Here is a 25,567-nt window from a genome sequence, read left to right as displayed (position 1 = left end):
ATTCGGTCCTTGGCTGTCGATGCTGTCCGCCTTAGGATACCCGATTCAGACCGTACCTCCAGCCACGGTTTTTTCGCTCCGGTCACGGTGCACCGGCCCCGCAGGGGCCACCCGATTCCGACCGGCGCGTTTGCCGGTATAAAGGCAGCGGTCGGCGACACAGAACAGGGTTTCGGCGTCCTGGCCATGGTCAGGCCACTGGGCAATGCCGAAGGACGCCGTCACCCGGATACCGGCCTCACCGTAGTGTAACTCCCGGCCGGCAATGCGCTCTCGCAGTTCGTCCATCAGTTCAAAGGCGTCTGCAGGTTTTACGTCCCGCAGGATCAAACCGAACTCTTCACCACCGAGCCGGCCCACGGAGTCAGTGGTACGCAGGCGTTCGGTCAGGCACTGGCCGATGTTGCGCAGCACGTGGTCACCGGCATCATGGCCCAGTGTGTCGTTCACCAGCTTGAAATGGTCGATGTCCATCACCACCAGGGCAAACCCGCTGCCGCTGCGCTCGCACTCGGCGATGGTGCGGGCCAGGGTAGACTGGAAATTGGCGCGGTTGGCCAGGCCGGTCAAGGCATCGGTCTGGGCTATGTCGACCAGCCGTTGCTCGGCCTCCTCCCGGCGCTCTTCGTACATATGCATGAACACTTGCATAAGCACGCCGCACAACACCATGTTCAGCAGATCAATCATGCCGTGGGCGGTGCCAACGGTTTCCAGGAAGAAGTAGTAGACAACAAGGCCGACAACCATGAACGGCACGCTCAGGATCATGCCTTCGCATTTACCCAGCAGCAAATAGGCCAGTACCGGCATCATCAACACCCAGACAAACGCCGCGATGGAGGCATCCGGCAACAACATGATGACAATAAAGAATGAGAAGATGGCCACCAGGTAGGCGTAGATCCACTGCTGCAGGTGGGGCGTGGTCTTCAGCCTTTGCGCGCCGAAGAACAGAAGGCCGCTGGCAAGCAGTTCAATGGCAGACACCCAGGGGAATCCGTTGAAAAACTGAAGCACAGCAAACACCACCAGTGCGGAACCGGTGACAAAAAACAGTAATCTTGCGAGTGTACGGCGGTGATTGTCCCGCAAACCGGAGCGGCTGTGTTCCAGCGCCGCGCCCAGATCGGGATGCTTTGGCGTATTCATGCTGACTCTTCCCTGGATCAGTCTCAGAGTATAGCCCTTGAAGACTGGCTGTAAAATAAGCAATCGGTATTCAAGGGCCGGGGGTTAGAACCAATCAAACGTACAGGTTCTTCCGTGAAAAGCGCTCAACCAGTGGCTGATAGGCTGAACCCAGCAGGCGGTTGATGGCATCAATACCCCAGGCATCCGGGCCCACCAGGATGCGGGATTCGTTCTTCAGAATGCCTTTGACGATGATTTCGGCCGCCTTGTCCGGGGTGGTCATGGCCAGCTTGTCGAAACCCTTACGCTGGGCGTCGGCGTTTTCGGACTTGCCCATACGAGCGGCGTTGGCAATGTTGGTACGAATGCCACCCGGGTGCACACAGCTGACATGCACCGGCTGGTTTTCCAGCTTCATTTCCTGGCGCAGGGATTCGGTGAAACCACGCACCGCAAACTTGGCAGCGTTATAGGCACTCTGCTTGGGCACACCAATCAGGCCAAATACGCTGGAGATGTTCACCACGTGGCCGTCGCCGGAGGCGATCAGATGAGGCAAAAAGGCCCGTGTGCCGTGGGCAACGCCCCAGAAATCGATGTCCATGACCCACTTGAAGTCGTCGTCAGTCATTTCCCGCACCGTGGCAGACAGCGCCACACCCGCGTTGTTGATCACCAGGTTTACCTGGCCGAAATCTGCCTTCACCTGTTCGGCGTGGGCGTAGATCTCATCACGGTCAGAGACGTCCAGGCGGTAGGTTTTCACACGGTTCTTGTCCAGGGTGGCGACGGTTTCCGCCAGGCCAGCTTCGTTGACATCCGACAGCGCCAGGCGGCAGCCCCGGGCTGCCAGGGCATGGGCCAGGGCACGGCCAATGCCGGAACCTGCACCGGTCACCACGGCGACTTTGTTTTTCAGATCTTTCATGGCGGGAGCCTCTTGTTGTGGTCTTTCCAATTAAAGCAGCGTCTTGGTACTTCGCCACTTTAGAGAGCCACCCGGGCCAAACCTATGGCAGCGGACTCCGCCTGGTGCCGGCAGCGGGGCCAGTCAACAGGCTATTCCAGAAGGTTATCCAGAGGCTGGTCGTAACCCGGTGCAAAGACCTCCAGAAAGTAGCGCACCTCCGGCAATCCGTCTGCGTCCAGCCGGGCGCGGATCTGGGCTTCGGCGGGCACGAATTCCGGGTTGCCGGCACGGATTTCCGCCCGGCACTTGAGCCAGGCCGAGAGCCGGTCAGCCGCCTTGATCAACTCCTTTTCCTGCTCAGCCAGCCGGGACTCCCGAACATAGGGCGAGAAATCATCCCGGAGATCGGCCGGTAACAAGGCCAGTAACTCCGCTTCTGCCTTGTGTTCGATATCACCGAAGGCTTCCCGCATCACTTTCGAGTGATATTTCACCGGTGTCGGCATGTCGCCGGTAATCACCTCGGTGGCATCGTGGTAAAGCGCGGCAGCCGCGATGCGGTCCGCGTTGACCTGACCGTCAAAATGCCGGTTGCGGATCAGCGCCAGGGCGTGGGCGATGGTGGCCACTTCCCAGGAATGGGTAGCGACGTTTTCTTCGATGGCGTTACGCATCAAGCCCCAGCGCTTGATCCAGCGCAGACGGGAAACATAGGCAAAGAAGTGGCTGGCAGTGCGCTGTGTCAGACTGGCCATAGAACTACCTGATTCAATTAGGATTAACGAACGTCCAGCGTGAACTGCACGGTGACAAGCCCCTGTTCATCGGTGATGGCCTGGCGGGACGGCTCCAGGGTGAACAACTGGGCAGGGTCCACTTCATGGGTTTCCTGCAGCAGGCGGCGAACCGCCAGACCCCGGTTGGTAGCCAGTTGCCCCAGGGCCTCTGGCGGCAGCGGGCGCTCACCCTCGCGCCAGGCTTGTTGTGCCTGGGCCCAGGCTTCGTCGGTCAGTTCCTCGCCCCGGGCTTCCATCCGGGCGCGCAGTAGCGCCAGGGCGTCAGCTTCCGGATTCACGCCGCCGCGAACGTTCAGCACCAGCTCAGGGCGCTCCCTCAAAGCCTGTGCCAGGGCCGACAGTTTGGCGGCCTCACCCTCTGCCAACTCAACGCTACCCGGCACAAAACTGACCTCGCCCAGGTCTTCACTACTGAAGCCCGCCAGATCAGCCAGGGAGCCCAACATGCTGAAGGGGGATGCAGCGGCTTTCACCAGCAGGTTCACAAAGGCGCGCATGACGATCTGGCCGACCCGAAATTCCGGATCGGAGACATCACCCTGGATCGGCAAATCAACTTCAATCACACCCTGCCGGTCTGTCAGCAGGGCCAGCCCCAGCTTCACCGGTGCGTTAATGGCCTGGTCGCTGACCACCGCCTGGCCCAACTCCATTCGATCAAGAACCACCATATTGGAGGCTTTCAGCCGGGTGCCAGTAAACTCGTAGTCCAGATTCATTCGTAGCTTGCCGGAGTCCACCCCATAGCCCAGATAACGGCCAAAATAGGGTGACAGCACCGGCAACGCCAGATCCTCCATGGCCAGGCGAATGTCGCTGGTATCCTCGGTGCCCAATGCGCCCAGCGTGCCTTCAAAGGTGACGGGGGCAACGCCTGCGAGCCGGCCCTTGAGGTTCACCCGTCCTTGCTGTGGCGGCACATTACTGATGCCGCTGACCGCACCGGTGAGATGATCAAAGTTGGTACTGAACGGCGGCTCCAGTGTGCGATCGGAATAACCGACGGCGCCATCTTCAACCACCAGTTCATCGATCCGGAAAACAAACTCCGGTTCGCCGGAGCTGGCTTCAGGGCCGGTCGATTGCGCTGATGCAGGCTCACTACCGGTATCTGGCTGCCCGCGAACGATCCGGGCCAGATTGTGCACGCCATCCAGTGAGCGAACGACGTTCAGCGAGGGCTGTGCCAGGGTTACCGTGCCGATTTCCAGCCTTGGCGGGTATACATTGAACTCGATTGGCGCCAGGCGCAGGGTACGCCAGCCCAGCATGGAGTCATCGCCATCAGGCAGCCTTAAATCCAGGTTTGCGACCTCGCCGGTGCCGCTGAAGGTACCGGTCATCGGATCGTCCTGGCTGTCCAGGTCCAGGTTGCCATCAAAACTCAACTCACCGCTGGCCACCGCCAGGTTGGCCGCCTGCTGCAGGTATGGCTCAATCACCGCAAGCACAAGATCGGAGCCGGATACTGCCGCCTCCAGCGTGAACGGCACCGGGGTCAACTGGCCGTTGGCGGCGACACGGCCACCACTGGCAAGCGCCGAACTCAAACGGTAGCTGACCGGTTCATCCAAGCGATGTGACAAACCGCCGAGGGTTATGTCCAGATCCACCAGTTCCAGCTCCGCCGCTTGCTGTGGCACCTGATCCCGCCAGCGCACCCGCCCGTCAGCCAGCTCAAAACCCTGAACCGACCAGCGAAACGCCGGCGCGCCGGTGTCCGGTGGCTCGCCCTGGCCTTCATCGGCAGTGGCTTCTGCCATAGTTGCCAGCCAGTCAATCTGACCCTCGTTGTTGCGGACCGCGGCAACAAAGGGTTGATCGAGTGTGATCATACCTACCCGGGCTTCTCTGGCTGTCAGATCAAAGCCGATACCATCAACCTGGATATCGGAAGTGGTCAAGCCCGGTTCCTCATCCCCGGCATCCAGGGCCAGGGCAAGGTTCTGCACAGTCAGCTTGCCCTGGGACGTGATCAGCTCAAACGGCTCGCCACCCGCCAACTGGTAATAGGACTCGATGGCCACGGTGCCATCCCGTAACTGCCATGGCAAAAACGGCGACAGAAAATGCGCCAGGGTGTCATGGCGCAAATCAGACACCTTCAGGCGGCCTTCGGAGTAAAGTGGCGCTATGCTCAGCTCACCGTCCCACTCAATGGTCTGGTCACCCAGGGCAGCGATCACTGAATACTGACTGCCACCGGTCTCTCTTGGCCAGGTAGCCAGCTCGTTGATGGACAGGTCAAGCGGGGTGATACGGAACTCTGCCGGCTCCGCCTGGCTGAAATCCCGGAACAGCAACTCGCCGCCGTCGATTGCCAGGTGCTGGAAGTACAGCTTGGGTATCGCGCCTGCCTCATCCTCGGGTTCGGCCGCGGGTTCCTGTGCAGGCTCATCTGGCCGGGCGGCCTGCCAGTCACGGGCAAGGTTGATGCTGTAGTCATCCAACAGATCCAGCCGGATGTGCGGTTCCTGCAGGCGAATGTCCTGGAAATGGACGATCCCCCGGAACAGAGGAAAGAAACCCAGATTTATAAACAGGCGATCAAACCCGACTACTTTTTCGCCGGCACGGTCGTCGGCAGACAACCCCGTGATATCCAGGGTCAGGGTGAAGGGGTTTACCTGAACTTCCGACAACTCAGTCTGCCAGCCCATTTGCTGGTTTAGCTGTTCCGGCAAAGTCTTTTCGAGCCACCAGGGCAAAGCCAAAAAGCCTGCGAGGGCGTACAAGCCAAACAGAACGACCGCTACAATAGCCAGGTTTCTGGGCAAACGACTGGGGGAATGACTCCGGGCCACGAAACTCTCCTTGATCGAGGGCGAACACACGGGGCTGCCTGCACCCCCTGCCTGACACTAGGATAGTCCGCCCGGTAGTCCTTTGTCAGCCGCTGACACGCCAACGTGAACCCGTTATGCTTGAGTGCCGTACCTGTAGACACTTAGCAGGTTACGCAGCAAGACGAGGAGAGGTGAATGGACATCGGCGATATGCGTCGGGATTTTGAAAGTGAGGGGCTGGACAGGGAACACCTGAATGATGACCCAGTAGCCCAGTTCCAGGCCTGGTTTAACGATGCCCGTAGTGCCGGGATTCTGGAACCCAACGCCATGTCACTTGCCACCACCGGCTCTGACCAGATGCCGGACTTGCGCACCGTGCTACTGAAATACTTTGATAGCCAAGGCTTTGTTTTCTACACCAACTACGGCAGCCGCAAGGCCAGAGAACTGGACGAAAACCCAAGGGCTGCGCTGCTGTTCCCCTGGATCGGTCTGAACCGCCAGGTACGTATTCAGGGAAAGGTAGAGAAAGTCAGTAAGGCGGAATCCCTCAGGTACTTCGCCTCCAGACCCCGTGGCAGCCAGCTCGGAGCCTGGGTTTCTGAACAGAGCAAGGCGATTACCTCAAGGGGGCTACTGGAACAAAAGGTAGCGGAGATGAAACGCAAGTTCAGCTCCGGTGAAATACCTTTACCCAGCTTCTGGGGCGGTTATCGCGTGGTACCGGAACGCATCGAGTTCTGGCAGGGACGGCCAAGCCGACTTCACGACCGTTTTGAATACGTGAGAGAGGCCGATGGCTGGACCATCCAACGACTCCAACCCTGATCGTCCCAGTATCTGGCTGTGCCACCAGATCAACCGGGATATTCCCGAAGCTCCTGCCTGGATGACCGGTTTCGAGGCTGAAACACTGGCTCGGCTGGCGGGTACTCGCCGTCAGGAGTTCCTGACCAGCCGCTGGCTGCTCCGGCAAAGCCTTGCGCAAACCAGTGACCAGGCACCAGAGTGCTGTCTTCCCGTGGATGGGCGACCAAACAGTGCCGTTAATCCGGAAGGCCGATTTCTGTCCTTGAGCCATAGCCGGGGGCTTTGCGCCGTGGGCACAGACACCTATCAGCTGGGTATCGACATCGAGCCAAGCCAACGCAGGCCGGATTGGGTCGCCGTTGCCAGACGCTGGTTCTCCCCCATCGAACAGGAGTGGCTGTTTCGCGCTGATGATCCCTTCGATTTCCTTAAAGTATGGACCCTGAAAGAAGCCTGGCTCAAGGCAACCGGTCGTGGCATTGCCGGCAACCTGCAAACCCTTGAAGTTCGCAACCAGTTTGAGCTCTATGGCGATCAGCCCGACCAGACCTGGCTGGCCAGTTGCTTCTACGTGGAGGGTTTTCTGGTAACGTTGGTCTATCGAAGCAGGGATCAGGGCGGCCCGGGCAGTTGGCCCCGCATCACCCTGCTGGAACCACCTCCGGATGACTATAACCTGGCACTGGCGGGTACCCAGGAAGCAAGTTGGGAGCCCATGTTCCACAGGGTCATCCGGTCAAAGCGATAACCGGGATTCACTGTTATGACCCAATACACCGAGCGCTGCCCCTGGTGCGGCACCGACCCACTCTACGTGCATTACCACGACACCGTCTGGGGCCGCCCGGAGTACGATGACCAGGCGCTGTTTGAAAAGCTGTGTCTGGACGGCCAGCAGGCAGGTTTGAGCTGGATCACCATCCTGCGAAAGCAACAGAGCTATCGCGACGCTTATGCCAACTTTGATCCGGAAACCGTCGCCCGCTTTACCGAGCAAGACCTGCAACGCCTGCTGCAGAACCCGGGCATCATCCGTAATCGACTGAAAGTACGTTCGGTGATCAACAATGCCCGACGCTACCTTGAACTGCAGGAACAGGGCATTGGCTTTTCCTCGTTTCTCTGGCAGTTCGTTGATCACCAGCCAATCCAGAACACCTGGCAACGTTTCGAGGAAGTTCCGGCGATCACCAAAGAATCCGAGGCCATGTCCAGGGCCCTGAAGAAAGCCGGCTTCACGTTCGTTGGCCCGACCATCGTCTACGCCTTCATGCAGGCTACAGGCATGGTGAATGATCATCTGGTTCAATGCCCGGCCTATCAGGCCTGCTTTGAGCTGTCACAATGATCTTACCGGAGCGGTTGCACGTAAATCCCTGGGTAACACCATTTCGGGAGCCAATCCGTGCGCATCACCCTCAACCAACTCAGGAACCTCGAGCAGCCGGTTATTGAACTGCTGGAGATCATTTCACTGGAAGGCCAGCATTACATGGCCAGACTGCACGGGCCGGATGGCCTGATGCTGTTGTCTGACGACAAAGGGCAAACACGCCTGTTTCGCAGCGCCTGGCAACTGCAGGACACCCTGAGCGATCTGGACGTGCGTGAAACCCAGATTGTTCACCCGTCCGCCTACCATGAAATGGTGGGCATGGAGCCAACAGAATTCGAACCCATGCGGATACAGGTTCAGAGGCAACGGTCGTGATTGCAGTTGCCCGTCTCGCCATCCTGGTCGGCATAGCCGGCCTGATACCGTTTCTTGCAGGAACCGCCGGCCTGTTTGCAATGCCGGGGAAAAGCATCATCATCCTGAGCTGGTTCTACGCGTACAGTGCGGGCATTCTCGCGTTCATGGCCGGCATTTACTGGACCATCGCACTGCAACTGGAGAACCGCTCCTACCCCCAGTCACCACTGGTGTCGATGTTACTCAGCCAGCTGTTTTTCGTCGCCGCCGGAGTAGGGCTGCTATTACAAACGCCCCACAAGATTGCCCTGTACACCACCGCCTACCTGCTGCTGTACATCGTCGACGCTCGCTGGATGCGGCCCTACTGGCCGGCATGGTATCTGCGACTGCGCCTGGTGCTGACCACCGTGGTACTGGCCTGCCAGGTGACCGTCGGCGTGTGGTTCTATCTTAGTCACGGTGCCTGAGGTCAGGCACCGTTGTTCGGCTCCGAAAACCACTGTTGCAGCTTCTTTAACGCGGTCTTCTCTATCTGGCGTACCCGCTCACGGCTGATTCCCAACTGATCCGACAGGGTTTGCAGCGTCTCCGGTTCGGATACACCCAGCCCGTAGCGTCGGGACAGAATATCCCTCTCCCGCTCAGTCAACTCACCCATCATGGCCTGCAAGGTAATCTGTCGGTCCCGCTGCCGCAGTGGATGGTCCGGAGACATGGTTTCGCCACTGGCGAGGCTGTCGCCCAGGGTAATGGTACCGTCTTCAAGCAAAGGCACATCGGTGGACACTTCCCGGGCGGCCAGCGCTCTCAGTTCGCCGATCCGCGAGGGCGAGGCCTCCATGGCTTTGGCCAGCTCGGTCTGCGATGGCGTGCGCCCCAGGGCCTGGTGTAATCGCATGGAGGTTTTCTGGAGCTGACGTATTTCCTCGACGACGTTCTCCGGTGTGTGCACTACCCGCACGCCACGCTGCAGGCAACGGCGCACCTCCTCGCTGATCCACCAGTAAGCATAGGTTGAAAAACGAAAACCCTTAGCCGGGTCGTATCGTTCAACCGCCTTGATCAAACCCACATTGGCGTCCTGGATCAGGTCTGACATGGGGATACCGTGCTGGCTGTAACGGCGGGCGATGTGCACCGCCAACCTCAGGTTGCACTGTATCAGCCGGCGCCGGCAGGCCATGGCCAGGTGATAGGCCCGGCGACTGCGGCTGGAGAAGGCACAGGCGTCGCCCAGGCTACCAACCACTTCCCGAAGGGTTTGTGGTGTGTCATCGGGCAAACAGAGTTCCTGGCTGATCACCCTTAAACTGCGAATCAGCTGCCGCGCCAGGCGGCGCTCCGCATCATCACTGAGAAGTTCATGTCGGGACGCATCCCTGAAGTACAACCCTACCAGGGAATCCCTTTCACCATCGTGGGGAAGAGTCGGAGACGGTCCCTGCCGATCATGTATCTGCATTGGCTAAGGTACCCGTTGAAACTTTGTCGAATATACGGTGAGGTCGGGCGGGCAGATTGCCCTGGAAGGCGTGGAAAACCGATACAAACGAGCGGGGAAGTGAGGAGATCGGTCACGCCCGGCCATGTTACTTACCCGGTGAAAAACACCGGGCAAAACGGCCGACCGGGCGCCCGATCAGGAGGCAAGACGTCCTCCATTACCCACCGGCAAAGCGACCGGTTTTGCCGGCGGGTAATTCTTCAGGTGGTTGAAGCCGCCACAATGGCGTACTCGTGATTGTGGGGTTCAATCAGAGCACCGTGCAGGGCCACAATCGCCTGGTTGTAGTGGTCCTCTTCAATCACAAACTGGATATCCACCTGGCGCATGCACTGGTGAATCGCCAGAACGCTGATGTCCTGGTCCGCCAGCGATTTTACAGAGCGTGCCAGGATACCCGGCACCTTCATATCACTGCCGATGGCAGACACCAGGGCCACTTTGCGGGTACTGATCTCGGCATTGGGGAATTCTTCCTCCAGCGCCTTGACCACACGCTTCACATGCTTGAGCGTGGTGTCCACATAATGGGTAATGGTGTTGGCGTTGGTGTCCTTGGACATGAAGCGCACTTTGAAGCGATTCAGCACATCCAGAATACGGCGGTCGGAGCCCGGCTCGCCCTGCATGTCCTGATCGAACACTTCGATGGCGAACACGCCCTTGGCGCCGGCCACGATTTCCACCTGCGGCTTTTCACTGACGTAATCGCCGGTGATCAGCGTACCGGTGTGCTCGGGCTCGAAGGTGTTCATCACCCGCAGTGGAATCTCATTCTGGCGCAGGCCCTTACCGGCGCGGGGGTGGATGGCCTCCATCCCAAGGTTGGCCAGCTGGTCGGCAACGTCGTAGTTGGTGCGCCCCAGGGGGACCACTTTCTCTTCGCCCACGATATTGGGGTCAGCAGAACTCAGGTGGTATTCCTTGTGAATAATGGCTTCACGGGCATTGGTGATCACCGCCACCCGGCTGAAAGTCATCTCGCTGTAACCCCGGTCGAAGGTTCGCATCAGGCCTTCCTTGCACTGAGCGTAGCCGGTGACAATCGGCAGTTCGCGAGTCAGGTCAACGCTGTCGAACGCCTGCTTGAGCTTCTGGTCGAGAGGCAGCAGTTCGCTGTCGCGCCAGCCGGTCAGGTCGACAAAGCGCGCATTGATGCCTTCCTGCTGCAATTTCAGGGCGGTGTTGAACGCACTGTGGGCTTCACCGATTCCGGCGAGCATTTCCCGAACGGTCAGCAGATGCTCTTCCAGCTGGAACTGGCCATAGGAACACAGACGCTGGAGGTCGATCAGACAACCCCGCACCCCTTCAATTCGGTCGGTAATGAACTGGTCAGCCTGCTGTTTGAGCATGGGGTCTTCAAACAGTTCGCCGTTGATGTCGGTCAGGAACTGGATCAGTTTGGTGAGGTCGTCGCCCCAGGCCCAGTCTGATTCAGCGTCTGCGAACAGGGCGTATACGCCCGGCTCGCCAGTTTTCTTGTGCTCCAGCAGTTCGTTGGTCACGCCACCGTAGGCGGAGACCACGAAAATCCGCTGGTAGAGGTCGCTCTTCTTGCGTTTACCAATAATGATATTGTCGCGAACGGCCTCATAATTACTCATTGAGGTACCGCCGATCTTCTCGACGGTATGCTGTGCCGTAGTCATATTTTTGCCTTCGCTATCCTGCGGAATGAATGGTCTGGATGACGGGCGCCTTACGACGCCTCGCTCACACCTTCCTGCATGATTTCATCAACAGACTCGGCCAGCAGGCTGGCTCCCAGGCGCAAGTCCTCCTCGCTGGTGGTCAGCGGCATCAGGCACTTGATGACTTCGTCGTTCGGACCACTGGTCTCGATGATCAGGCCCTTCTGGAAAGCACGCTTGGTAATGGCACCGGTGATGTCCGCATGGGTCGCCTCAATGCCACGCATCAGGCCCCGGCCCTTCATCTTGAACTCACTCGGGTACTTGTCGCAGATCGCCTGCAGGGCGTCGCCCAGCACCTTGGTCTTGGCCTTCACTTCGTTAGCGAAACTGTCGTCTTTCCAGTAGGTTTCTACCGCGGCACGGGCCGTGACAAACGCCATGTTGTTACCACGGAAGGTACCGTTGTGCTCACCGGATTCCCAAACATCCAGCTCCGGCTTGAACAGCACCAGCGCCATCGGCAGACCGTAACCGGACAGCGACTTGGACACGGTTACAATGTCCGGCTTGATGCCGGCAAATTCAAAGCTGAAGAATTCACCGGTGCGGCCGTTGCCCGCCTGGATATCATCCAGAATCAGCAGGATATCGTGCTTCTTACACAGGTCAGACAGGCCTTTGAGCCATTCGGCACGGGCTGCGTTAAGACCGCCCTCGCCTTGAACCGCCTCGACAATCACTGCCGCCGGCAATTCAACACCGGAAGAGCTGTCGGACAGCACCTTGTCCATGATCATCAGGGTGTCGATGTCTTCACCGAGGTAACCATCGTAAAACTGGAAATCAACGCTACCCAGCGGTGTGCCGACACCACCACGGTGGTGCTTGTTACCGGTTGCTGCAACCGCACCCATGGTGACACCGTGGAAACCGTTGGTGAACGAGATAATACCGGTGCGGCCTTTGACCTTACGGGCCAGCTTCATGGCCGCTTCCACACAGTTGGTGCCGGTGGGGCCGGTGAACTGCATCTTGTAGTCCAGGCCACGGGGATCCAAGATGTACTTCTTGTAGGCCTCCATGAAGTCATGCTTGGCGGTGGTAAACATATCCAGGCCCTGGCTCACGCCGTCCGCTTCGATGTACTCAAGCAGCGCTTTTTTCAGAATATCGTTGTTGTGGCCGTAGTTCAGGGATCCGGCACCGGCCAGGAAGTCCAGGTACTGCTTGCCGTCCTCAGTGTACAGGTGCGCGTTCTTGGCGCGGTTGAAAATCACCGGAAAGGCACGGGAATAAACGCGTACTTCAGATTCAGTGGACTTGAAAATTTCCATTGTCTTGCCTCTTAGCATGTCAGGTTCGAGGTAAATGCGCGGAGGCCTGCTGGTAAAACGTGTCGGTCGCAACAGGCCCGCCGTGCGTTGATGTCAGCCGTCTGGCAGGCCCACCCCGGGTGGCCTGCCGGCTGTTCAGATTCGCAGTCGGCGATTCACATGTTGTGAATCAGGGCTCTCAGACAGGTTTCGTGAAAGGCCCGATGCGCAGCAGGAACTCGGAATCGTGCTTGCCGCCAAAGTGGGTCTCTTTCTCGAAGTGCTCGTGATAGGTGAGCTCGGCTCCCAGGTCCCGGGCAAATGAGCGGAACAGCGCCCAGGAGGCCTCGTTGTCTCCGGTAATCGTGGTTTCCAGGTGCGTGACGTTCTTGCACGCGCCCCGGCCTACGATTTCCTTCAGCATCCGCTTGGCGAGGCCCTGGCCACGACCTTTCTCGTGAACCGCCACCTGCCAGACAAACACGGTCTCGGGCTGTTGGGGAGGGATGTATCCGGAGATAAAGCCGACCAGATCGCCGCCCTTCTCCGCGGCCACGCCGGTCTCGGCAAAGTGGCTGCACTGCAACAGGTTGCAGTAAATCGAGTTGGGGTCCAGCGGCGGGCATTCCGCGACCAGCTGGTGGAGCCTGTAGCCATCATCCTTGGTGGGTTTGCGCAAGGTGATGGCGGTGGTATTCGATCCTTCTGATGTCATAACGTGATCAATTCGCTTCAAAAGTTAGAGTTGAATTATATAGACCACAAAATATATTTCAAGTCGCCCCCAACAGCCACCAAGGACTACCGGGGCTCGATTCTTTCAGAATAGACCGAATTGAAGCATTCGCCAGTGACAGACTGGTTACGGAATGGAAGGAAAAACCACATTGCCAGGATCCAGACTGGTTCCACCCACCAGGCGGCTCCGATAAGACACTGCCGCAGGCGAGCCTTCCGGCCACAGCCGGTCAAACTGTGACAGCCAGGCATTCACATCGTAAGCCACAGGCATCAGGGAAACGTGCAAACCGGGCCGCGCCAAGCCCGCCACAGGCTCAGAGAAGGGGCTCGTAAAGCCAATACGGGTAATCAAACCGCGTGGGTCAGAGCGCAGGTTACCCATCCCCGCCGCGCCGTTATTGGTCACCAGGCAAGGGCGCCCATCCACTTCTCCAGACCAGAGAACCGGCAGGCAGGTGTGAGTGCACGCGATCACATCGGCACCGGTGGTGCGAAACCAACTGACCAACTGCCGGTCGTTACCGGTGGTGAATGCTTCATGGGACAACCCCCAGCCCGCCAGCGACTCAGGGTCACCATGCAACACCAAAATCTTTAGGCCTCCAAAGATCAGGCAGCGGTATCTTGGCAATAGCGAGAGTTTCTTTTGGATATCGGGGTGTTGATCCGCCAGCGCCTGCAGGCGCTCCATCATCTGGTTCGAACGCGCCACCACACCTTGATCCACGTACTCCGGGTAGGCACAGCCACAGCCCGCTCCGGCATTGGGAAGCGATAGCTCATAATCCACATTGCCGAGAACCGCGGTATGGTCCAGAACCCGGCTGTTGATCTCCCGGAACAAGGTGTCGTCGGCGTTGAACCAGTTAAAATCGCCATTGAACACCAGTTTGACCCGGTGACCATGGCGCTCCTCCGCCTGCGCCATGGCTTCGATTTCGTCCAGGGCAAAGGGGTTGCCGTACAGCCCGCCGACGATATACAGCACACTCTCGGAGGCATGGGAGGGCTCCCCGCAAAGCGCTTCCGGCCGGTAGCGGTAAGCCAGCGTGCGTAAACCGCTGAAGGTTGCCACCCATTCCATGTGAAGCCTGCCACCCGGACCGGAGCAAGGCTGCCACCCATCGGAGCGTAGCGACGCGGGGTTTCTCTTCTTACTCCGAAGTCTCGGTGGCCGTCAACTTTGCCTGTTGTTTTCGCATGGATTCGCCCCGCAGGTTGATCTTGTAGGCGTTGTGTACGAGCCGATCCAGAATGGCGTCTGCCAGAGTGGCGTCACCGATTACGCCATGCCATTCCTCGATGGGTAATTGGCTAGTGGCAATGGTGGAGCGCCTGCCATGCCGGTCTTCCAGCACCTCCAGCAAGTCTCGCCGATTCTCGGCGCTCAGTTTCATCAGCCCCCAGTCATCCAGGATCAGCACGTCGACCTTGGCCAGATTCGTCAGGAGTTTTGAGTATTGGCCATCGCCTTTGGCAATGGTCAGCTCCCGTAGCAGTCGGGTCAGGCGGACGTACTGGGCGGTGTAACCCTCCCGGCAGGCCTTATGTGCCAGAGCACAGGCCAGCCAGGTTTTCCCGACCCCGGTGGGACCGGTGATGAGCACATTCAGGTGTTCCTTCACCCATTGGCAACCGGCCAGCGACTGGACCAGTCCTTTATCTAGGCCGCGTGAATAGCGGTAATCCAGGTCTTCGAGGATGGCATTGTGCCGCAGCTTAGCCCGGCGCAACCGGCTGGTCATGCGCCGGTTATCTCGCTCGGTCATTTCCCGGTCGACCAGCAGCCCGAGGCGTTCCTCGAAGCTCAGATCGGTGATGTCGGGGGTGGCCGACTGATCCGCCAGGGCGGCGGCCATGCCGGTCAGTTTGAGGGCGTGGAGCTTGTCCAGTGTGGGATGTTTCAGCATGTCAGAGATCCTTCAGTGGTAGTAGGCGGGGCCACGGATGTTGTCGTGGGTATCGGGCAAGGCCAGTTCCTGTTGCTCTTCCAGAGGCTGCTGATCCAGACGGTGTTTGAGGATGGATTCAATGCTCTTGTAGCGGCAGCTTCCCAGCATCAGGGCTCGCTGGCAGGCGGCCTCCAGCCGCGACTCGCCGTAGCTCTGCCCCAACCGGAGAATGCCCAGACAGGAGCGGTACGCCTGCTGAGGGTGTTTGCGGGCACCCAGAGCGGTGCGGATAAGCTTCTCCGTCGCCGGTCCGGTCTTGGCTGCCCAGGCGATCAGCCGTTCCGGCGACCACTCGCCAGCCTGGCGATGGGATTCGGGCATGTGCGCGGCGATGGTGGTGTGCCGTCCCTTCTGGTCTGAGCGCCGGTGGCTGGCGATCCGGTTGCCCCGGTAAAAGCATTCGATGGTGTTGTGGGTGATGCGAACCTCCACCTCTTTCTTGGTCAGGGTGTAGGGCACTGAGTAATAGTGACCGTCGATGGCTACGTGGTAGTCGATATGCACCCGAGCCTTCTTCCACTCTGCGTAGACATACGGTTCTGCCGGCAACGGCTGTAGAACCGGTTTATCCAGCTGTTCGAAGTGGTCGCGCCGGCAGCCGGGCAACTTGCGGAAGGGGCGGCTGTTGAGCCGCTCCAGCAGTTCACGGATGGTGGCGTTGAGTTGCCCCAGGGAGAAGTGCTGGCGATGGCGCAACGCCGCCAGGATCCAGCGCTCGACGATCAATACACCGCCTTCCACCTTGGCCTTGTCACGGGGCTTGCGAACTCTTGTCGGGACAACGGCCACGCCATAATGGGCGGCCATGTCCTGATAGGTTGGGTTGAGATCCGGCTCGTAGCGATGGGCCTTGCTGACGCCGGAGCGGAGGTTGTCCGGAACCACCAGTTCCGGCACTCCGCCCAGGAACTCGAAGGTCCGGATGTGGGAGCCGACCCAGTCCGGCAATGTCTGGCTCCAAGTGGCTTCGGCGTAGGTGTAATTGGATGCACCCATCACCGCGACAAAGACTTGTGCCTCGTGGATCTCTCCGGTGGTGCGGTCAATGACGGGGACGGTCTGGCCGGCATAGTCCACGAATAGCCTCTCACCGGCCCGATGGTCCTGGCGCATCACCAGGTCCAGCTTGCCCCGCCAGGCCCGGTAGTGCTCGCAGAACCAGCTGTACTGATAACCGTCCGGGTTGGCTTGCCGGTACTCCTGCCAGAGCAGGAACAGGGTGACGTTCTTGCCCGTGAGTTCGTCACGGATGTGTTGCCAGTCGGGTATACCTCTGGCCTGTGCCGGCAGGTCCGGTGGCGGCGGGAACAGCAACCGCTCCAGGTGGGCCTCATCCAGATCCGCTGGCAACGGCCAGCTCAGACCGGCCTCAACCGTGCGGCGCAGGTAGTCGCTTACGGTGGGGCGGCTAACGCCACAGGACGCCGCAATCTGGCGGTTGCTCAGCCCTCGCTCCCACTTGAGGCGAAGGACTTCTTTGATTTTACGCATGGATAACCTCTTCGCTGGCATCTGGCCCATCTCCGGATGAAAAGGGTCAGAGTACCGTTAAGTTATCCCGCGCCGGACGATTTTGATGGAGCTTCAGGCAGTCTGCTGGGGTGGCAGCTTTGCCGTGGAATTAGTGGCAGCTTTCGCGTGGAATGGGTGGCAGACTTCGTCTGGAATCAGTGGCAACCTTGGTCTGGAATACGCACCAGCGGGCAGCTGCGCCCTTCTGTGTCAGCCATTGCCTGATCCCTCCCGTTTTATCACGCGCCCTCAGCAACCACAGACTTTCCGGCCAGGCGCCGCAGCAGCAAAGGCAGGAAGAAACACGCCGTACAGATCAGAAAGCCGTAGGCATTCACACCCAGCAACATGGCGTAGGCACCATCACCAATCGCCCAGCTGGAGGGAATGAGGCCCGCCGCCAGCAGAACACCCAACCCGAGCCCGGTCCAGAAACTGAGGTGAAAGCTCCAGGGCGACCACTGGGTAAAGCCATAGAACAGGAACACCGGCGCCAGGCCCATCACCATGGTGCCCGAGATGGTCGTGGCCTTGAGGATATCGGTACCTGCGAACATGGGCAGGTTGCCCAGGAAAGCAAAAATAACCATCACCACCGCGCCCACTCGCATACTCGGCAGTTTGTCCTTGGCGCGGCGAGCCAGACGGGGCAAATCCACCGCCAGGGATTTGGCCAGGGACGTGAACGTGGAATCCAGGGTCGAGCCCGCGGAGGTCATCATCACCACACTCATAAAGAACAACGCCGCCAGACCAAGGGATTGACCGACCGCCGCCGGTGCATTGCCCATTGCTTCAATGCCATTGAGACGCGCATGCACACCCACCAGACTGAAGATAAACACTGCCACAAAGCCAAGAAGACCCGCCACCACGAAGCTCTTGAGCATGGTCTTTTCCTTGTTCACAAAGCCCCGGTCGGTCAGCACCGGGTCATGGAACGGGTAACTGAACAGCTGCAGCAAAGCCACCAGCAGCAGATCGAAGCCGGCGTTCAGGCGGAACTCGCCGTTGGTCAGCAGCGCGCTGGTATCGTTGGCCGGAATAATCAGGAACAACACCGCCCCGACGAAGAACACGAACACAAAGGCCTGAATCACATCGGTAAAGATCGAAGACCGAAGCCCGCCTTTAAGGCTGTACGCCAGGGTAAAAACGGTAAACAGCATCGCCGCAGCGTAGTATTCCCACTCACCAGGCAGGCCGAAATACCCACCGACCACGGCGGTGTTACTCCAGACTTCGTTATACAACCGGATGAGGATCGCCGCCGCAAACGCCAGGGCTGCGAACCGACCAAATCGGGAGGTCAGGAAATCCTGCAGGCTCCTGGCCCCGGTCTGGGTGCGGATCAGGTAGATAACGTAACCCGCCACCGGAATCGACAACCAGTAACTGGCATAGGCCAGGCCACCGACCACGCCATACGCCGCCCCAAGATTGGCGGCGTTGGTCACCGATTTGGCAAAGATCCAGCTGATAAAGATACTCGCCGTGAGCGACCACTGGCCCACCGGGTTGCCGTGATCATCCGCGCCCTTGTAAAACGAATTCGCGTTCTTGCTCTTGGGCGACAGCACGTACATAACCACGCCGTAGACCAACAGAAATCCCCAGAACAGGGAGGCTTCAGTAATGTTCATTTTTTATTCCATTGTTTGGTGCAGGTCATTGAGCGGTGGAGGGGGTTCCAAAACGAAAATCGTGGATTTTCTAATGGTTTTGGAACCCCCCCACCGCTCAACGCCCCCGACATCGATAACAGCTTCCCGGCACACCACCGGTGCTCACCAAGGCCGTTGGGGATGGGGAATGCCCTCCAAAACCATTAAAAAATCCACGATTTTTGTTTTGGAGGGCATTCCCCATCCCCAACAGCCGTAACTCCAAAGTTCCAAAACCCAAGAATCCCGGAACAGAAAATCAGCCAGGCGCCGAACAACTAGCCCCAAACCGGTAACAGGAAAAACACCGGTGATGCCGCAACATAATCCGCTCGTCCATGCTCTCGGCCAGCGTGCCGCCCAGGTCATACTGCGGGTCGTCATCCACCAGCGTGCAGGCATACACCCGAACCTGATCTCCCTTCTTCACCAGCATCCGCGTGTAGGTGCACATGAAGTGGGAACGGGCCTCTTTGGTCGGGTACTTCTCCATGCAGGTCTCGGTAATCTCCGGGCTGCCGTCTTCAGATCCCGGCGTGCCCAGGTCCGGAAACGCGGTAAACGCCAGGTTCTCCGGAATGTTCCACTGACGGAAAATCTCACGGAACGCGGCTTCCACCTCCACCGGGTGTTCGCCGGGGTCGGTCTGGCGGGCGATCGATACCTTGAAACCCTGTTCGATCAACCATTGGATACCCTCCAGCGCCTGGTCAAAGCTGCCTTCGCCGCGGTCCTTGTCGTGCCGGGCACGATCCGGAAAATCCAGGCTGACCCGGAAGTGAATCGGGTAGGGGTTGTCCAGTAACGGCAACACCTGGTGTTGCCGTTTATGCAGCGGCTCGGTGGCGTTGGTCAGCACAAAACAGGGCCGGTGCTGGCTGGCGTAATCCAGGATATTCACGAAATCCCGGATCACGAACGGCTCTCCGCCGGTGAAGGAGAACTGCTCCACGCCCATGTCGATGGCTTCGCGGATAAACGGTTTCACATCGCTGAGCTTCATGCCCGGAATGCGACCATCGCCGGGGTGTGAACCCTCCAGGCAGAAGGGGCAGGCCAGGTTGCAGGCGGTGCCAGTGTGAATCCACAGCTCCTTGAGCTTGTCCGCGTCGATGTATCCCCGGGGGTCGCCGTTGCGGGTGTGGGTCCAGCTGTCGAATGCCCGGGGTTCCAGCACTTCCACGGCCGGAATGCGTTTACTGCGTGCCGGTCGGGTTTCAGTCAGGGGCATAGGTGCTCCTCAATGCTTTTGTATTTTTGCCACCACGGCGCCAGCCGTGGAGCTTCTCCAGCAGCCTCAGAATGCCTTCGGGCGCATGGGCCCGTTTCCATTCACCCGCCGCGTACTTGGCTGACTCATTCCAGGTCGGGTAGGGGTGAATGGTGCCCAGAATCTTGTTCAGCCCCAGGCCATGTTTCATCGCCAGCGTGAACTCGGCAAGAATTTCCCCGGCATGGGCACCCACAACCACAGCACCCAGAATCTTGTCTTTGCCCGGCGGCGTGAGCACCTTGATGAAGCCGTGGTCTTCGCTCTCGGCGATGGCTCTGTCCAGATCATCCAGGCCGTAGCGGGTGACCTCGTAGGCAACCCCTTGCTCCTGAGCCTCCGCTTCACTTAAACCAACCCGGGCCACTTCCGGAGAGGTAAACGTCACCCAGGGCATTACCCGGTAATCCACCCTGAAGCGCTTGAACTGGCCAAACAGACCGTTCACCGCCGCGTACCAGGCCTGATGGGCCGCCGCATGGGTAAACTGGTACGGGCCGGCCACGTCGCCGCAGGCAAACACATTGGGATACCGCAAACTCATGTCGTCTTCCACCGGCACGGTGCAGTTGGGCAAGGTGTCTACACCAATCCTTTCCAGATTCAAGCCAGAGGTATTCGCCGCGCGCCCCACCGCCACCAACACCTGATCAAAGGGAATCCGTATCTTCTCGCCTTCATAATCGCAATAGGCGACCTTCTCTCCATCCTCTATACGAAACTCGGCAGCGGAATGTTTCAACCGGACATCAATTCCGTCGGATTCAAACTGTTTGAGTACCAGTTCCGAGACATCAGCATCTTCTTTTGCCAGCAATCGCTCCCCTTTTTCCACCTGGGTCACCTGGCAGCCAAGCCGGGCAAACGCGTGCGCCAGTTCCGAGCCAATGGGGCCACCACCGAGCACGAGCAGGCGTTGCGGTTGCTCCTCCAGTTCCCACAAATTATCGGAGGTCAGCGGCTGCATGTCGTTCAGGCCGGGAATGGGCGGTACGGCAGGTTTGCCACCGGTGGCGACGATGATGCTGCGGGCAGTGAGGCGTTGGGTGCGGCCATCATTGTGTTTCACCTCCAGCTCCCAGGGCGACACGAAACTCGCCTCGCCGGAAATGCAGTCCACACCGAGCTTGCGATAGCGTTCCGGGGAATCGTGGGGCTCTACTTTTGCGATGACATCCTTGACCCGATTCATGATGTTCTTGAACGAGCCTTTTACCGGCACCGCCTCCAGCCCGTAACGATTAGCATGGCGCAAGGTGTCGGCCGCCTTGGCGCTGCGTATCAGGGCCTTGGAGGGCACACAGCCGGTGTTCAGGCAGTCGCCACCCATCTTGTGTTTTTCAATCAGCGCCACTTTGGCTTTTACGGCCGCTGCGATATAGGCCGATACCAGCCCGGCCGAACCACCTCCGATCACCAGCAGGTTGTAGTCGAAATGATCCGGCTTCTGCCAGCCGGCATAGACCTTGCGGCGGCGGATGAACCCCACCACAAACTTGGCGATCAGCGGGAACAGCCCCAGCAGGGCAAAGGACAGCAGCAGGTTGGCCGAAAGAATGTCACCGGTCGACTGGATTTGCCCCAGCTGGGTGCCCGCGTTCACGTACACAAAGGTACCGGGCAACATGGCAATCCAACTCACCAGGGCATAGGTGCGCAGCTTCATGGCGGTCAGTCCCATGGCCAGGTTGATCAGGAAGAAGGGGAACACCGGCACCAGGCGCAGGGTGGCCAGATAGAACGCGCCGTCTTTCTCGATGCCGCGGTCCATTTTGGCCACCGTTTCCCCGTAGCGCTTACGCAGGGTATCCCGCATCAGGAACCGGGCAACCAGAAAGGCCAGGGATGCGCCCACGGTCGACGCAATGGAGACCGCCGCCAATCCGTAAAGGTTGCCGAAGAAGGCACCACCGGCCAGAGTCATGATGGTGGCTCCGGGCAGAGACAGGGCGGTCACAACCACATAGATAACCGCGTAACCTGTGACGGCCAATACCAGATTCTGGTCAATCCACTGCCCGATGGCACTCTGGTGCGACTGGAGGTTTTCCAGAGTAAGAAGTTTATGGCCGTCGAATCCGAGGAAGATCCCCACGATGGCGGCGATAATCAGAAGAAGTAAAAGCTTGCTGCGATTCATATCCATGCCCGTAAGAATTGAATAAACCAATACGCTGTTATAGCCAAGACACGATCACCGGCTGGATGTTACACAGCCCCTGAACTATTATTTTTGAGCACTCACTACAGAATACCGGAACTTTTACCGATTACGAAACACTATACAAAGACAAACAGCCATACTGACAGCGACAAGGGACGGAAACCCATGGACACAGCGGCACGCCCGGAACTTGAAACATCACTGATCGACGACCTCAAGCAGGGCGAGCCCAGCGCGTATCGCCGGGCAGTACGCGAATACTCACCGGGCATGCTCGCCGTGGCCCGGTTTTACCTGGACCACTCCAGCGCGGAAGAGGTTCTCCAGGACTGCTGGGTAACAGTGATAGATGCAATACAGAAATTTGAAGGCCGCTCAGGCCTGAAAACCTGGCTGCACCGCATCGTTGCCAATCGGTGCAAAAACAAACTGCGCTCAAGCAATCGGGAAGTGGCCACGGATTTCTCGGAAAGCCTGGAACCGGAACTGGCTGACCGTTTCAACGCCAAAGGCCATTGGGACCTGCCCCCAAAGCTTCAGTTCCATGAATCAGCCGACAATCTGATGGAAAACGGTGCCCTTAGCGATTGCCTGGACAAACATTTGTCTGCCCTGCCGGAAACCCAGCGCTCAGCTCTGATGCTCTATGAAGCCCACCAGCATAAATCGGATGATGTCTGTAACATTCTGGATGTCAGTGCCTCTAACCTGCGTGTACTGTTACATCGGGCGAGGCAGAAGATCTTTCTCATGGTGGAGACTTTCCAGGAGACCGGCGAATGTTAATGTGCAGGGGCCTGGCCGAAATCGCCAGTGATTACATTGATGGCGAGCTCAGCCGCCGCCAGAATCTGACCGTGAAAATGCACCTGATGATGTGCAAGGACTGCCGGACGTTTATTGGCAATTTGAGGGCCAGTAACAACCTACTGAGGGCGCACTCTTCGGGGCGCGCAGACGAGGAATTCCTTCGCCGAATTGATGAGCGGGTTTCCGAGGCTCTGAAGACTCAAGCCACAGGCCCAAACGACTCGAACGACACGCCTCAGTCATAGTGATATCCTGGGTTTCACTGATGCGACACGCTCTTGCTTGAGTACTCAGCCACGTTATCCCAGAGCTAACCCGCCACTTCCTCGAAGGTTGTTCAATGACTCTCAGAATCACAATTCTGGTCGTGGTTCTTGTTGCGCTGGCAGCATCCTGGTGGCTGTTACAGAACCTGGGTATGCCAACGAACCTTTCTCCGGATGTGCTGTCCGCCTGGCTTGGTAGCCAAGGCGCAATCGGTCCTCTACTGCTGATAATGTTGATGATCATCGCGGTGGTAGTGGGCCCCATCCCAACCCTACCTGTCAGCGCAACGGCCGGACTTGCCTTCGGCGTTGTGTGGGGTACAGCGATTGCGGGGACCGGCGCGCTGGTCGGCGCCATGGCGGCCTTCTGGATTGCCCGAAGCCTTGGCCGCGATGCCATCTGCAAACGGTTCCCTGACAACCCCGTGCTGGCTCAGGATGGGTCTCAGCGTTTTCTGACCATCGCAATTCTGCTGACCCGGCTGATTCCTGTATTTTCCTTTGCCCTGATCAGCTATGCCGCCGGCGTTACTGCCGTTAAAGCCTGGCGTTTCGCCGTCGCGACTCTGCTCGGCATGCTCCCGATGACAGTGGTCTTCGCCGGGCTGGGGAACACCTTCAGGCTAAACCCCATACTGACCGTGCTGGCCGGCGCTGCAATTCTGGCCGCCATGGTATGGTTACCCTGGTCGATCAGCCGACGCCCGGGCTCAAGGCTGGCCCGTTGGCTGCAACTAAATCAATAACAACAAAAGGGTAGGCCAGTCTCGCCATTCCTCGCTTCTGGCTGGGTTCTGCGGTCGTAGTCAAGGTAGTTCAATTAAAACGGGCCCATCTACCGGCTTGTTGGCGATGTGATTGATGTGGTTACTCATGATTTTCTGGGACAACGTCATGACCACATTCAGAACGTGCCGGTTATCGTAGCCCACCTGTTTTTGATCAGTCGCTCAAGTTATAATTGAGTGAACATTCAAAGCTCACACGAAGGCGGTGTTGTTATGCCAAGACCTCCAAGCTATGACAGGGATACAGCCCTGGCCAAGGCCGTCAGTCTGTTCTGGCACAAGGGCTATCACGGCAGCTCGATGAAGCAGATTGAACAGGCGCTGGATATGCGCCCCGGCAGCATTTACGCCACGTTTGGCAGTAAAGATGGCCTGTTTTCTGAAGCCCTGGCCAGTTACGCCCAACAGGGCGGGGCTGATCTTTCAGAGCACATGGCCGGCTATGACAGCATTGTCGAAGGGTTGCAGGCGTATCTTCGAAAAATCGCAAGCAGCTGCACAGACGTTGACTGCGCCCCCGCGCGCGCCTGCCTGATCGTGAAAACCTTGCTGGAAGCCAGCAACACCAACCCGGCACTGTATTCACAGGCCCAGAGTGTGCTGGCCGCTATTGAAACGTCCTTTGCCGAGCTGCTGGAAAGTGCGAGGACTCAGGCAGAAATTGCCGCCAAAACCGATTGCCGGCGGCTGGCGAGGCTGCTTCAGAGCCAGATTATGGGGCTGCGCTCCATGGCTGAGCGCAACCTGTCGGCCACTGAGCTGGAGCACCTGGGCGACGACATGGCGGCAATTCTAGAGGTCTACAAGGTACAGAACTGAACTCCAGCCAGGTGTCCTCTGCCAAGTTGAAACTCCTTACCCCCCGTTCAATCAGCCGCTAGCGCACGGGGCCGTTCAACTGTTCCAGAAACGCCGCTGGCAGGGCGTCGATCACCGGCCGGGCGTCACCGGCCAGCTCCGGGTTGGGGTGTTCCGGTTCCCGGCTCAGGGTCACCGGCGATTCTGACCAGTGCAAAAGCTCCAGCTTGCCGTCGTCCCGCTCAACCAGCGCGGTGCAATGCTCCACCCAGTCGCCATCGTTGCAGTAGAGGCCATCTTCACTGCGAAGAAAGCCTGCCGAGTGGATGTGGCCGCAGATAAAACCATGGTAATGACCTTTCTCTGCAGCCGTCAGCGCCGCCAGCTCGAATCGCCGGATAAAGGTTCTGGCCTTACCGATCCGGCTTTTGATCCAGGCCGCCAGCGACCAGTAAGGCTTGCCTTGAAGCCGACGCAGGGCGTTGAACCAGCGGTTCAGGCGCAGCAACAGGCCGTGGGCGCGGTCTCCTACTAACAGCATCAGCGGGCTGCAGCGCACCACCTGGTCGAACTGGTCGCCATGGCAGACCAGAAACTGACGACCGTCGGCGGTGGTGTGCACTGCCTTGTATTGCAGCTCTATGCCGGAGAAGGTCTGACCGCAGAAGCGCCGGAAAAACTCGTCGTGATTACCGGGAATGTATACCACCCGGGTACCCGTGGCGGCGAGCTCCAACAGCTTGTGGATAACCCGCCGATGACTGTCCGGGAAATGGGCCCGGCGCTGCATGGCGATCAGGTCGATAATGTCGCCTACCAGGTACAGCGTCTGGCAGCGAACGTTGTTGAGGAAATCCAGCAGGTAGTCGGCCTGGCAATCGGCCGTTCCCAGATGAACATCCGAAATGAATACGCTGCGATACGCTCGCATGGTGCCTCCCGTGGTGTCAGGCCTGCCTTCGGTTTCCTGTAACAACCTTGGCAAGCTCCGGTGACACCCGGGTGACAATGG

General features: G+C 58.8%; 24 protein-coding genes. 9 read left to right on the top strand and 15 right to left on the bottom strand.

Features of this window, described 5'->3' with window-relative positions; all coding sequences use genetic code 11:
* Positions 1-45: 45 nt before the first annotated feature.
* The 4 genes from RVM24_RS17325 to RVM24_RS17310 all read right to left on the bottom strand — a co-directional run bounded on the left by RVM24_RS17325 (position 46) and on the right by RVM24_RS17310 (position 5,645).
* Positions 46-1,152 (bottom strand): GGDEF domain-containing protein, encoded by a 1,107-nt coding sequence (locus RVM24_RS17325; protein WP_431474452.1) that lies wholly within the window; start codon positions 1,150-1,152, stop codon positions 46-48.
* A 94-nt stretch (positions 1,153-1,246) separates the two neighbouring features.
* Positions 1,247-2,062 carry an SDR family NAD(P)-dependent oxidoreductase gene (locus tag RVM24_RS17320; protein ID WP_058092851.1) on the bottom strand — a complete coding sequence of 272 codons (816 nt, stop codon included), beginning with the start codon at positions 2,060-2,062 and terminating at the stop codon, positions 1,247-1,249.
* Positions 2,063-2,193: 131 nt separating this feature from the next.
* Positions 2,194-2,799 carry a 5'-deoxynucleotidase gene (yfbR, locus tag RVM24_RS17315; protein ID WP_286252992.1) on the bottom strand — a complete coding sequence of 202 codons (606 nt, stop codon included), beginning with the start codon at positions 2,797-2,799 and terminating at the stop codon, positions 2,194-2,196.
* 23 nt (positions 2,800-2,822) lie between these two features.
* Positions 2,823-5,645, bottom strand: a complete 2,823-nt coding sequence (locus RVM24_RS17310) for a DUF748 domain-containing protein (protein ID WP_431474451.1) — start codon at positions 5,643-5,645, stop codon at positions 2,823-2,825.
* Between the two features lie 177 nt (positions 5,646-5,822).
* On the opposite strand from RVM24_RS17310, the gene pdxH reads away from it, so the two are divergent.
* From pdxH to RVM24_RS17285, 5 genes are read left to right on the top strand one after another with little or no spacing between them, the layout of a single operon-like run.
* On the top strand, positions 5,823-6,458 hold the full coding sequence (gene pdxH, locus RVM24_RS17305) for a pyridoxamine 5'-phosphate oxidase (RefSeq protein WP_106694228.1): 636 nt from the start codon (positions 5,823-5,825) through the stop codon (positions 6,456-6,458).
* Positions 6,427-7,188 carry a 4'-phosphopantetheinyl transferase family protein gene (locus RVM24_RS17300; RefSeq protein WP_431474450.1) on the top strand — a complete coding sequence of 254 codons (762 nt, stop codon included), beginning with the start codon at positions 6,427-6,429 and terminating at the stop codon, positions 7,186-7,188. Before pdxH ends, RVM24_RS17300 begins: the two co-directional genes overlap by 32 nt.
* A gap of 15 nt (positions 7,189-7,203) precedes the next feature.
* Entirely contained in the window at positions 7,204-7,788 is a 585-nt protein-coding gene (locus RVM24_RS17295) for a DNA-3-methyladenine glycosylase I (protein ID WP_431474449.1), read from the top strand.
* A 57-nt stretch (positions 7,789-7,845) separates the two neighbouring features.
* Positions 7,846-8,151, top strand: coding sequence for a DUF6482 family protein (locus RVM24_RS17290; RefSeq protein WP_061331300.1), 306 nt, complete (start codon positions 7,846-7,848; stop codon positions 8,149-8,151).
* Positions 8,148-8,603 carry a DUF3429 domain-containing protein gene (locus RVM24_RS17285; protein ID WP_061331302.1) on the top strand — a complete coding sequence of 152 codons (456 nt, stop codon included), beginning with the start codon at positions 8,148-8,150 and terminating at the stop codon, positions 8,601-8,603. The genes RVM24_RS17290 and RVM24_RS17285 overlap by 4 nt, the downstream gene beginning before the upstream one ends.
* Positions 8,604-8,605: 2 nt before the next feature.
* On the opposite strand, the gene RVM24_RS17280 is transcribed toward RVM24_RS17285, so the two are convergent.
* The 10 genes from RVM24_RS17280 to RVM24_RS17235 form a co-directional block, all read right to left on the bottom strand.
* Positions 8,606-9,598: a sigma-70 family RNA polymerase sigma factor gene (locus RVM24_RS17280; RefSeq protein ID WP_431474448.1), complete on the bottom strand. Its 993-nt coding sequence runs from the start codon at positions 9,596-9,598 to the stop codon at positions 8,606-8,608.
* A gap of 242 nt (positions 9,599-9,840) precedes the next feature.
* The gene (locus RVM24_RS17275) at positions 9,841-11,292 is read right to left on the bottom strand and encodes an aspartate kinase (RefSeq protein WP_138437324.1); all 1,452 of its coding nucleotides are present in this window, start codon (positions 11,290-11,292) and stop codon (positions 9,841-9,843) included.
* A gap of 50 nt (positions 11,293-11,342) precedes the next feature.
* The gene (gene ectB, locus RVM24_RS17270) at positions 11,343-12,611 is read right to left on the bottom strand and encodes a diaminobutyrate--2-oxoglutarate transaminase (RefSeq protein WP_061331308.1); all 1,269 of its coding nucleotides are present in this window, start codon (positions 12,609-12,611) and stop codon (positions 11,343-11,345) included.
* 178 nt (positions 12,612-12,789) lie between these two features.
* Complete coding sequence (gene ectA, locus RVM24_RS17265) at positions 12,790-13,305, bottom strand: diaminobutyrate acetyltransferase (protein ID WP_431474447.1); 516 nt, start codon at positions 13,303-13,305, stop codon at positions 12,790-12,792.
* A 147-nt stretch (positions 13,306-13,452) separates the two neighbouring features.
* Positions 13,453-14,415, bottom strand: coding sequence for a hypothetical protein (locus RVM24_RS17260; protein ID WP_431474446.1), 963 nt, complete (start codon positions 14,413-14,415; stop codon positions 13,453-13,455).
* Between the two features lie 70 nt (positions 14,416-14,485).
* A complete protein-coding gene (gene istB / locus RVM24_RS17255; RefSeq protein WP_061332066.1) occupies positions 14,486-15,241 on the bottom strand; it encodes an IS21-like element ISSpu5 family helper ATPase IstB in 756 nt (251 codons plus the stop codon).
* Positions 15,242-15,253: 12 nt separating this feature from the next.
* Entirely contained in the window at positions 15,254-16,795 is a 1,542-nt protein-coding gene (gene istA, locus RVM24_RS17250; protein ID WP_374816283.1) for an IS21 family transposase, read from the bottom strand.
* Positions 16,796-17,034: 239 nt separating this feature from the next.
* Positions 17,035-18,438 carry a sodium:solute symporter family transporter gene (locus RVM24_RS17245; RefSeq protein WP_374813990.1) on the bottom strand — a complete coding sequence of 468 codons (1,404 nt, stop codon included), beginning with the start codon at positions 18,436-18,438 and terminating at the stop codon, positions 17,035-17,037.
* A gap of 280 nt (positions 18,439-18,718) precedes the next feature.
* A complete protein-coding gene (locus RVM24_RS17240; RefSeq protein WP_431474445.1) occupies positions 18,719-19,690 on the bottom strand; it encodes a radical SAM protein in 972 nt (323 codons plus the stop codon).
* On the bottom strand, positions 19,677-21,869 hold the full coding sequence (locus tag RVM24_RS17235; protein WP_431474444.1) for an FAD-dependent oxidoreductase: 2,193 nt from the start codon (positions 21,867-21,869) through the stop codon (positions 19,677-19,679). Before RVM24_RS17235 ends, RVM24_RS17240 begins: the two co-directional genes overlap by 14 nt.
* Positions 21,870-22,058: 189 nt before the next feature.
* On the opposite strand from RVM24_RS17235, the gene RVM24_RS17230 reads away from it, so the two are divergent.
* The 4 genes from RVM24_RS17230 (at position 22,059) to RVM24_RS17215 (ending at position 24,576) form a co-directional block, all read left to right on the top strand.
* Complete coding sequence (locus RVM24_RS17230) at positions 22,059-22,679, top strand: RNA polymerase sigma factor (RefSeq protein ID WP_431474443.1); 621 nt, start codon at positions 22,059-22,061, stop codon at positions 22,677-22,679.
* Positions 22,673-22,948 (top strand): anti-sigma factor family protein, encoded by a 276-nt coding sequence (locus RVM24_RS17225; protein ID WP_431474442.1) that lies wholly within the window; start codon positions 22,673-22,675, stop codon positions 22,946-22,948. Before RVM24_RS17230 ends, RVM24_RS17225 begins: the two co-directional genes overlap by 7 nt.
* 95 nt (positions 22,949-23,043) lie before the next feature.
* Complete coding sequence (locus tag RVM24_RS17220) at positions 23,044-23,715, top strand: TVP38/TMEM64 family protein (RefSeq protein ID WP_431474441.1); 672 nt, start codon at positions 23,044-23,046, stop codon at positions 23,713-23,715.
* A gap of 255 nt (positions 23,716-23,970) precedes the next feature.
* Positions 23,971-24,576, top strand: a complete 606-nt coding sequence (locus RVM24_RS17215; RefSeq protein WP_431474440.1) for a TetR/AcrR family transcriptional regulator — start codon at positions 23,971-23,973, stop codon at positions 24,574-24,576.
* A gap of 58 nt (positions 24,577-24,634) precedes the next feature.
* Here RVM24_RS17215 and RVM24_RS17210 read toward each other — a convergent pair whose 3' ends face one another.
* Entirely contained in the window at positions 24,635-25,486 is an 852-nt protein-coding gene (locus tag RVM24_RS17210; protein ID WP_431474439.1) for a UDP-2,3-diacylglucosamine diphosphatase, read from the bottom strand.
* Positions 25,487-25,567 lie beyond the last annotated feature (81 nt).

Origin of the sequence: Marinobacter sp. KM021, assembly GCF_050707965.1 — a bacterium.
GTDB lineage: Bacteria > Pseudomonadota > Gammaproteobacteria > Pseudomonadales > Oleiphilaceae > Marinobacter > Marinobacter shengliensis.
Note: the sequence above shows the minus strand (reverse complement) of the source record. Positions and strands in the feature narration are given on the sequence as shown.

Excerpts from the sequence above, each read along its gene's own strand:
- RVM24_RS17325 (WP_431474452.1), bottom strand. The coding sequence starts at position 1,152 with ATGAATACGCCAAAGCATCCCGATCTGGGCGCGGCGCTGGAACACAGC.
- RVM24_RS17320 (WP_058092851.1), bottom strand. The coding sequence starts at position 2,062 with ATGAAAGATCTGAAAAACAAAGTCGCCGTGGTGACCGGTGCAGGTTCC.
- yfbR (WP_286252992.1), bottom strand. The coding sequence starts at position 2,799 with ATGGCCAGTCTGACACAGCGCACTGCCAGCCACTTCTTTGCCTATGTT.
- pdxH (WP_106694228.1), top strand. The coding sequence starts at position 5,823 with ATGGACATCGGCGATATGCGTCGGGATTTTGAAAGTGAGGGGCTGGAC.
- RVM24_RS17300 (WP_431474450.1), top strand. The coding sequence starts at position 6,427 with ATGGCTGGACCATCCAACGACTCCAACCCTGATCGTCCCAGTATCTGG.
- RVM24_RS17295 (WP_431474449.1), top strand. The coding sequence starts at position 7,204 with ATGACCCAATACACCGAGCGCTGCCCCTGGTGCGGCACCGACCCACTC.
- RVM24_RS17280 (WP_431474448.1), bottom strand. The coding sequence starts at position 9,598 with ATGCAGATACATGATCGGCAGGGACCGTCTCCGACTCTTCCCCACGAT.
- RVM24_RS17275 (WP_138437324.1), bottom strand. The coding sequence starts at position 11,292 with ATGACTACGGCACAGCATACCGTCGAGAAGATCGGCGGTACCTCAATG.
- ectB (WP_061331308.1), bottom strand. The coding sequence starts at position 12,611 with ATGGAAATTTTCAAGTCCACTGAATCTGAAGTACGCGTTTATTCCCGT.
- ectA (WP_431474447.1), bottom strand. The coding sequence starts at position 13,305 with ATGACATCAGAAGGATCGAATACCACCGCCATCACCTTGCGCAAACCC.
- RVM24_RS17260 (WP_431474446.1), bottom strand. The coding sequence starts at position 14,415 with ATGGAATGGGTGGCAACCTTCAGCGGTTTACGCACGCTGGCTTACCGC.
- istB (WP_061332066.1), bottom strand. The coding sequence starts at position 15,241 with ATGCTGAAACATCCCACACTGGACAAGCTCCACGCCCTCAAACTGACC.
- istA (WP_374816283.1), bottom strand. The coding sequence starts at position 16,795 with ATGCCAGCGAAGAGGTTATCCATGCGTAAAATCAAAGAAGTCCTTCGC.
- RVM24_RS17245 (WP_374813990.1), bottom strand. The coding sequence starts at position 18,438 with ATGAACATTACTGAAGCCTCCCTGTTCTGGGGATTTCTGTTGGTCTAC.
- RVM24_RS17240 (WP_431474445.1), bottom strand. The coding sequence starts at position 19,690 with ATGCCCCTGACTGAAACCCGACCGGCACGCAGTAAACGCATTCCGGCC.
- RVM24_RS17235 (WP_431474444.1), bottom strand. The coding sequence starts at position 21,869 with ATGAATCGCAGCAAGCTTTTACTTCTTCTGATTATCGCCGCCATCGTG.
- RVM24_RS17230 (WP_431474443.1), top strand. The coding sequence starts at position 22,059 with ATGGACACAGCGGCACGCCCGGAACTTGAAACATCACTGATCGACGAC.
- RVM24_RS17225 (WP_431474442.1), top strand. The coding sequence starts at position 22,673 with ATGTTAATGTGCAGGGGCCTGGCCGAAATCGCCAGTGATTACATTGAT.
- RVM24_RS17220 (WP_431474441.1), top strand. The coding sequence starts at position 23,044 with ATGACTCTCAGAATCACAATTCTGGTCGTGGTTCTTGTTGCGCTGGCA.
- RVM24_RS17215 (WP_431474440.1), top strand. The coding sequence starts at position 23,971 with ATGCCAAGACCTCCAAGCTATGACAGGGATACAGCCCTGGCCAAGGCC.
- RVM24_RS17210 (WP_431474439.1), bottom strand. The coding sequence starts at position 25,486 with ATGCGAGCGTATCGCAGCGTATTCATTTCGGATGTTCATCTGGGAACG.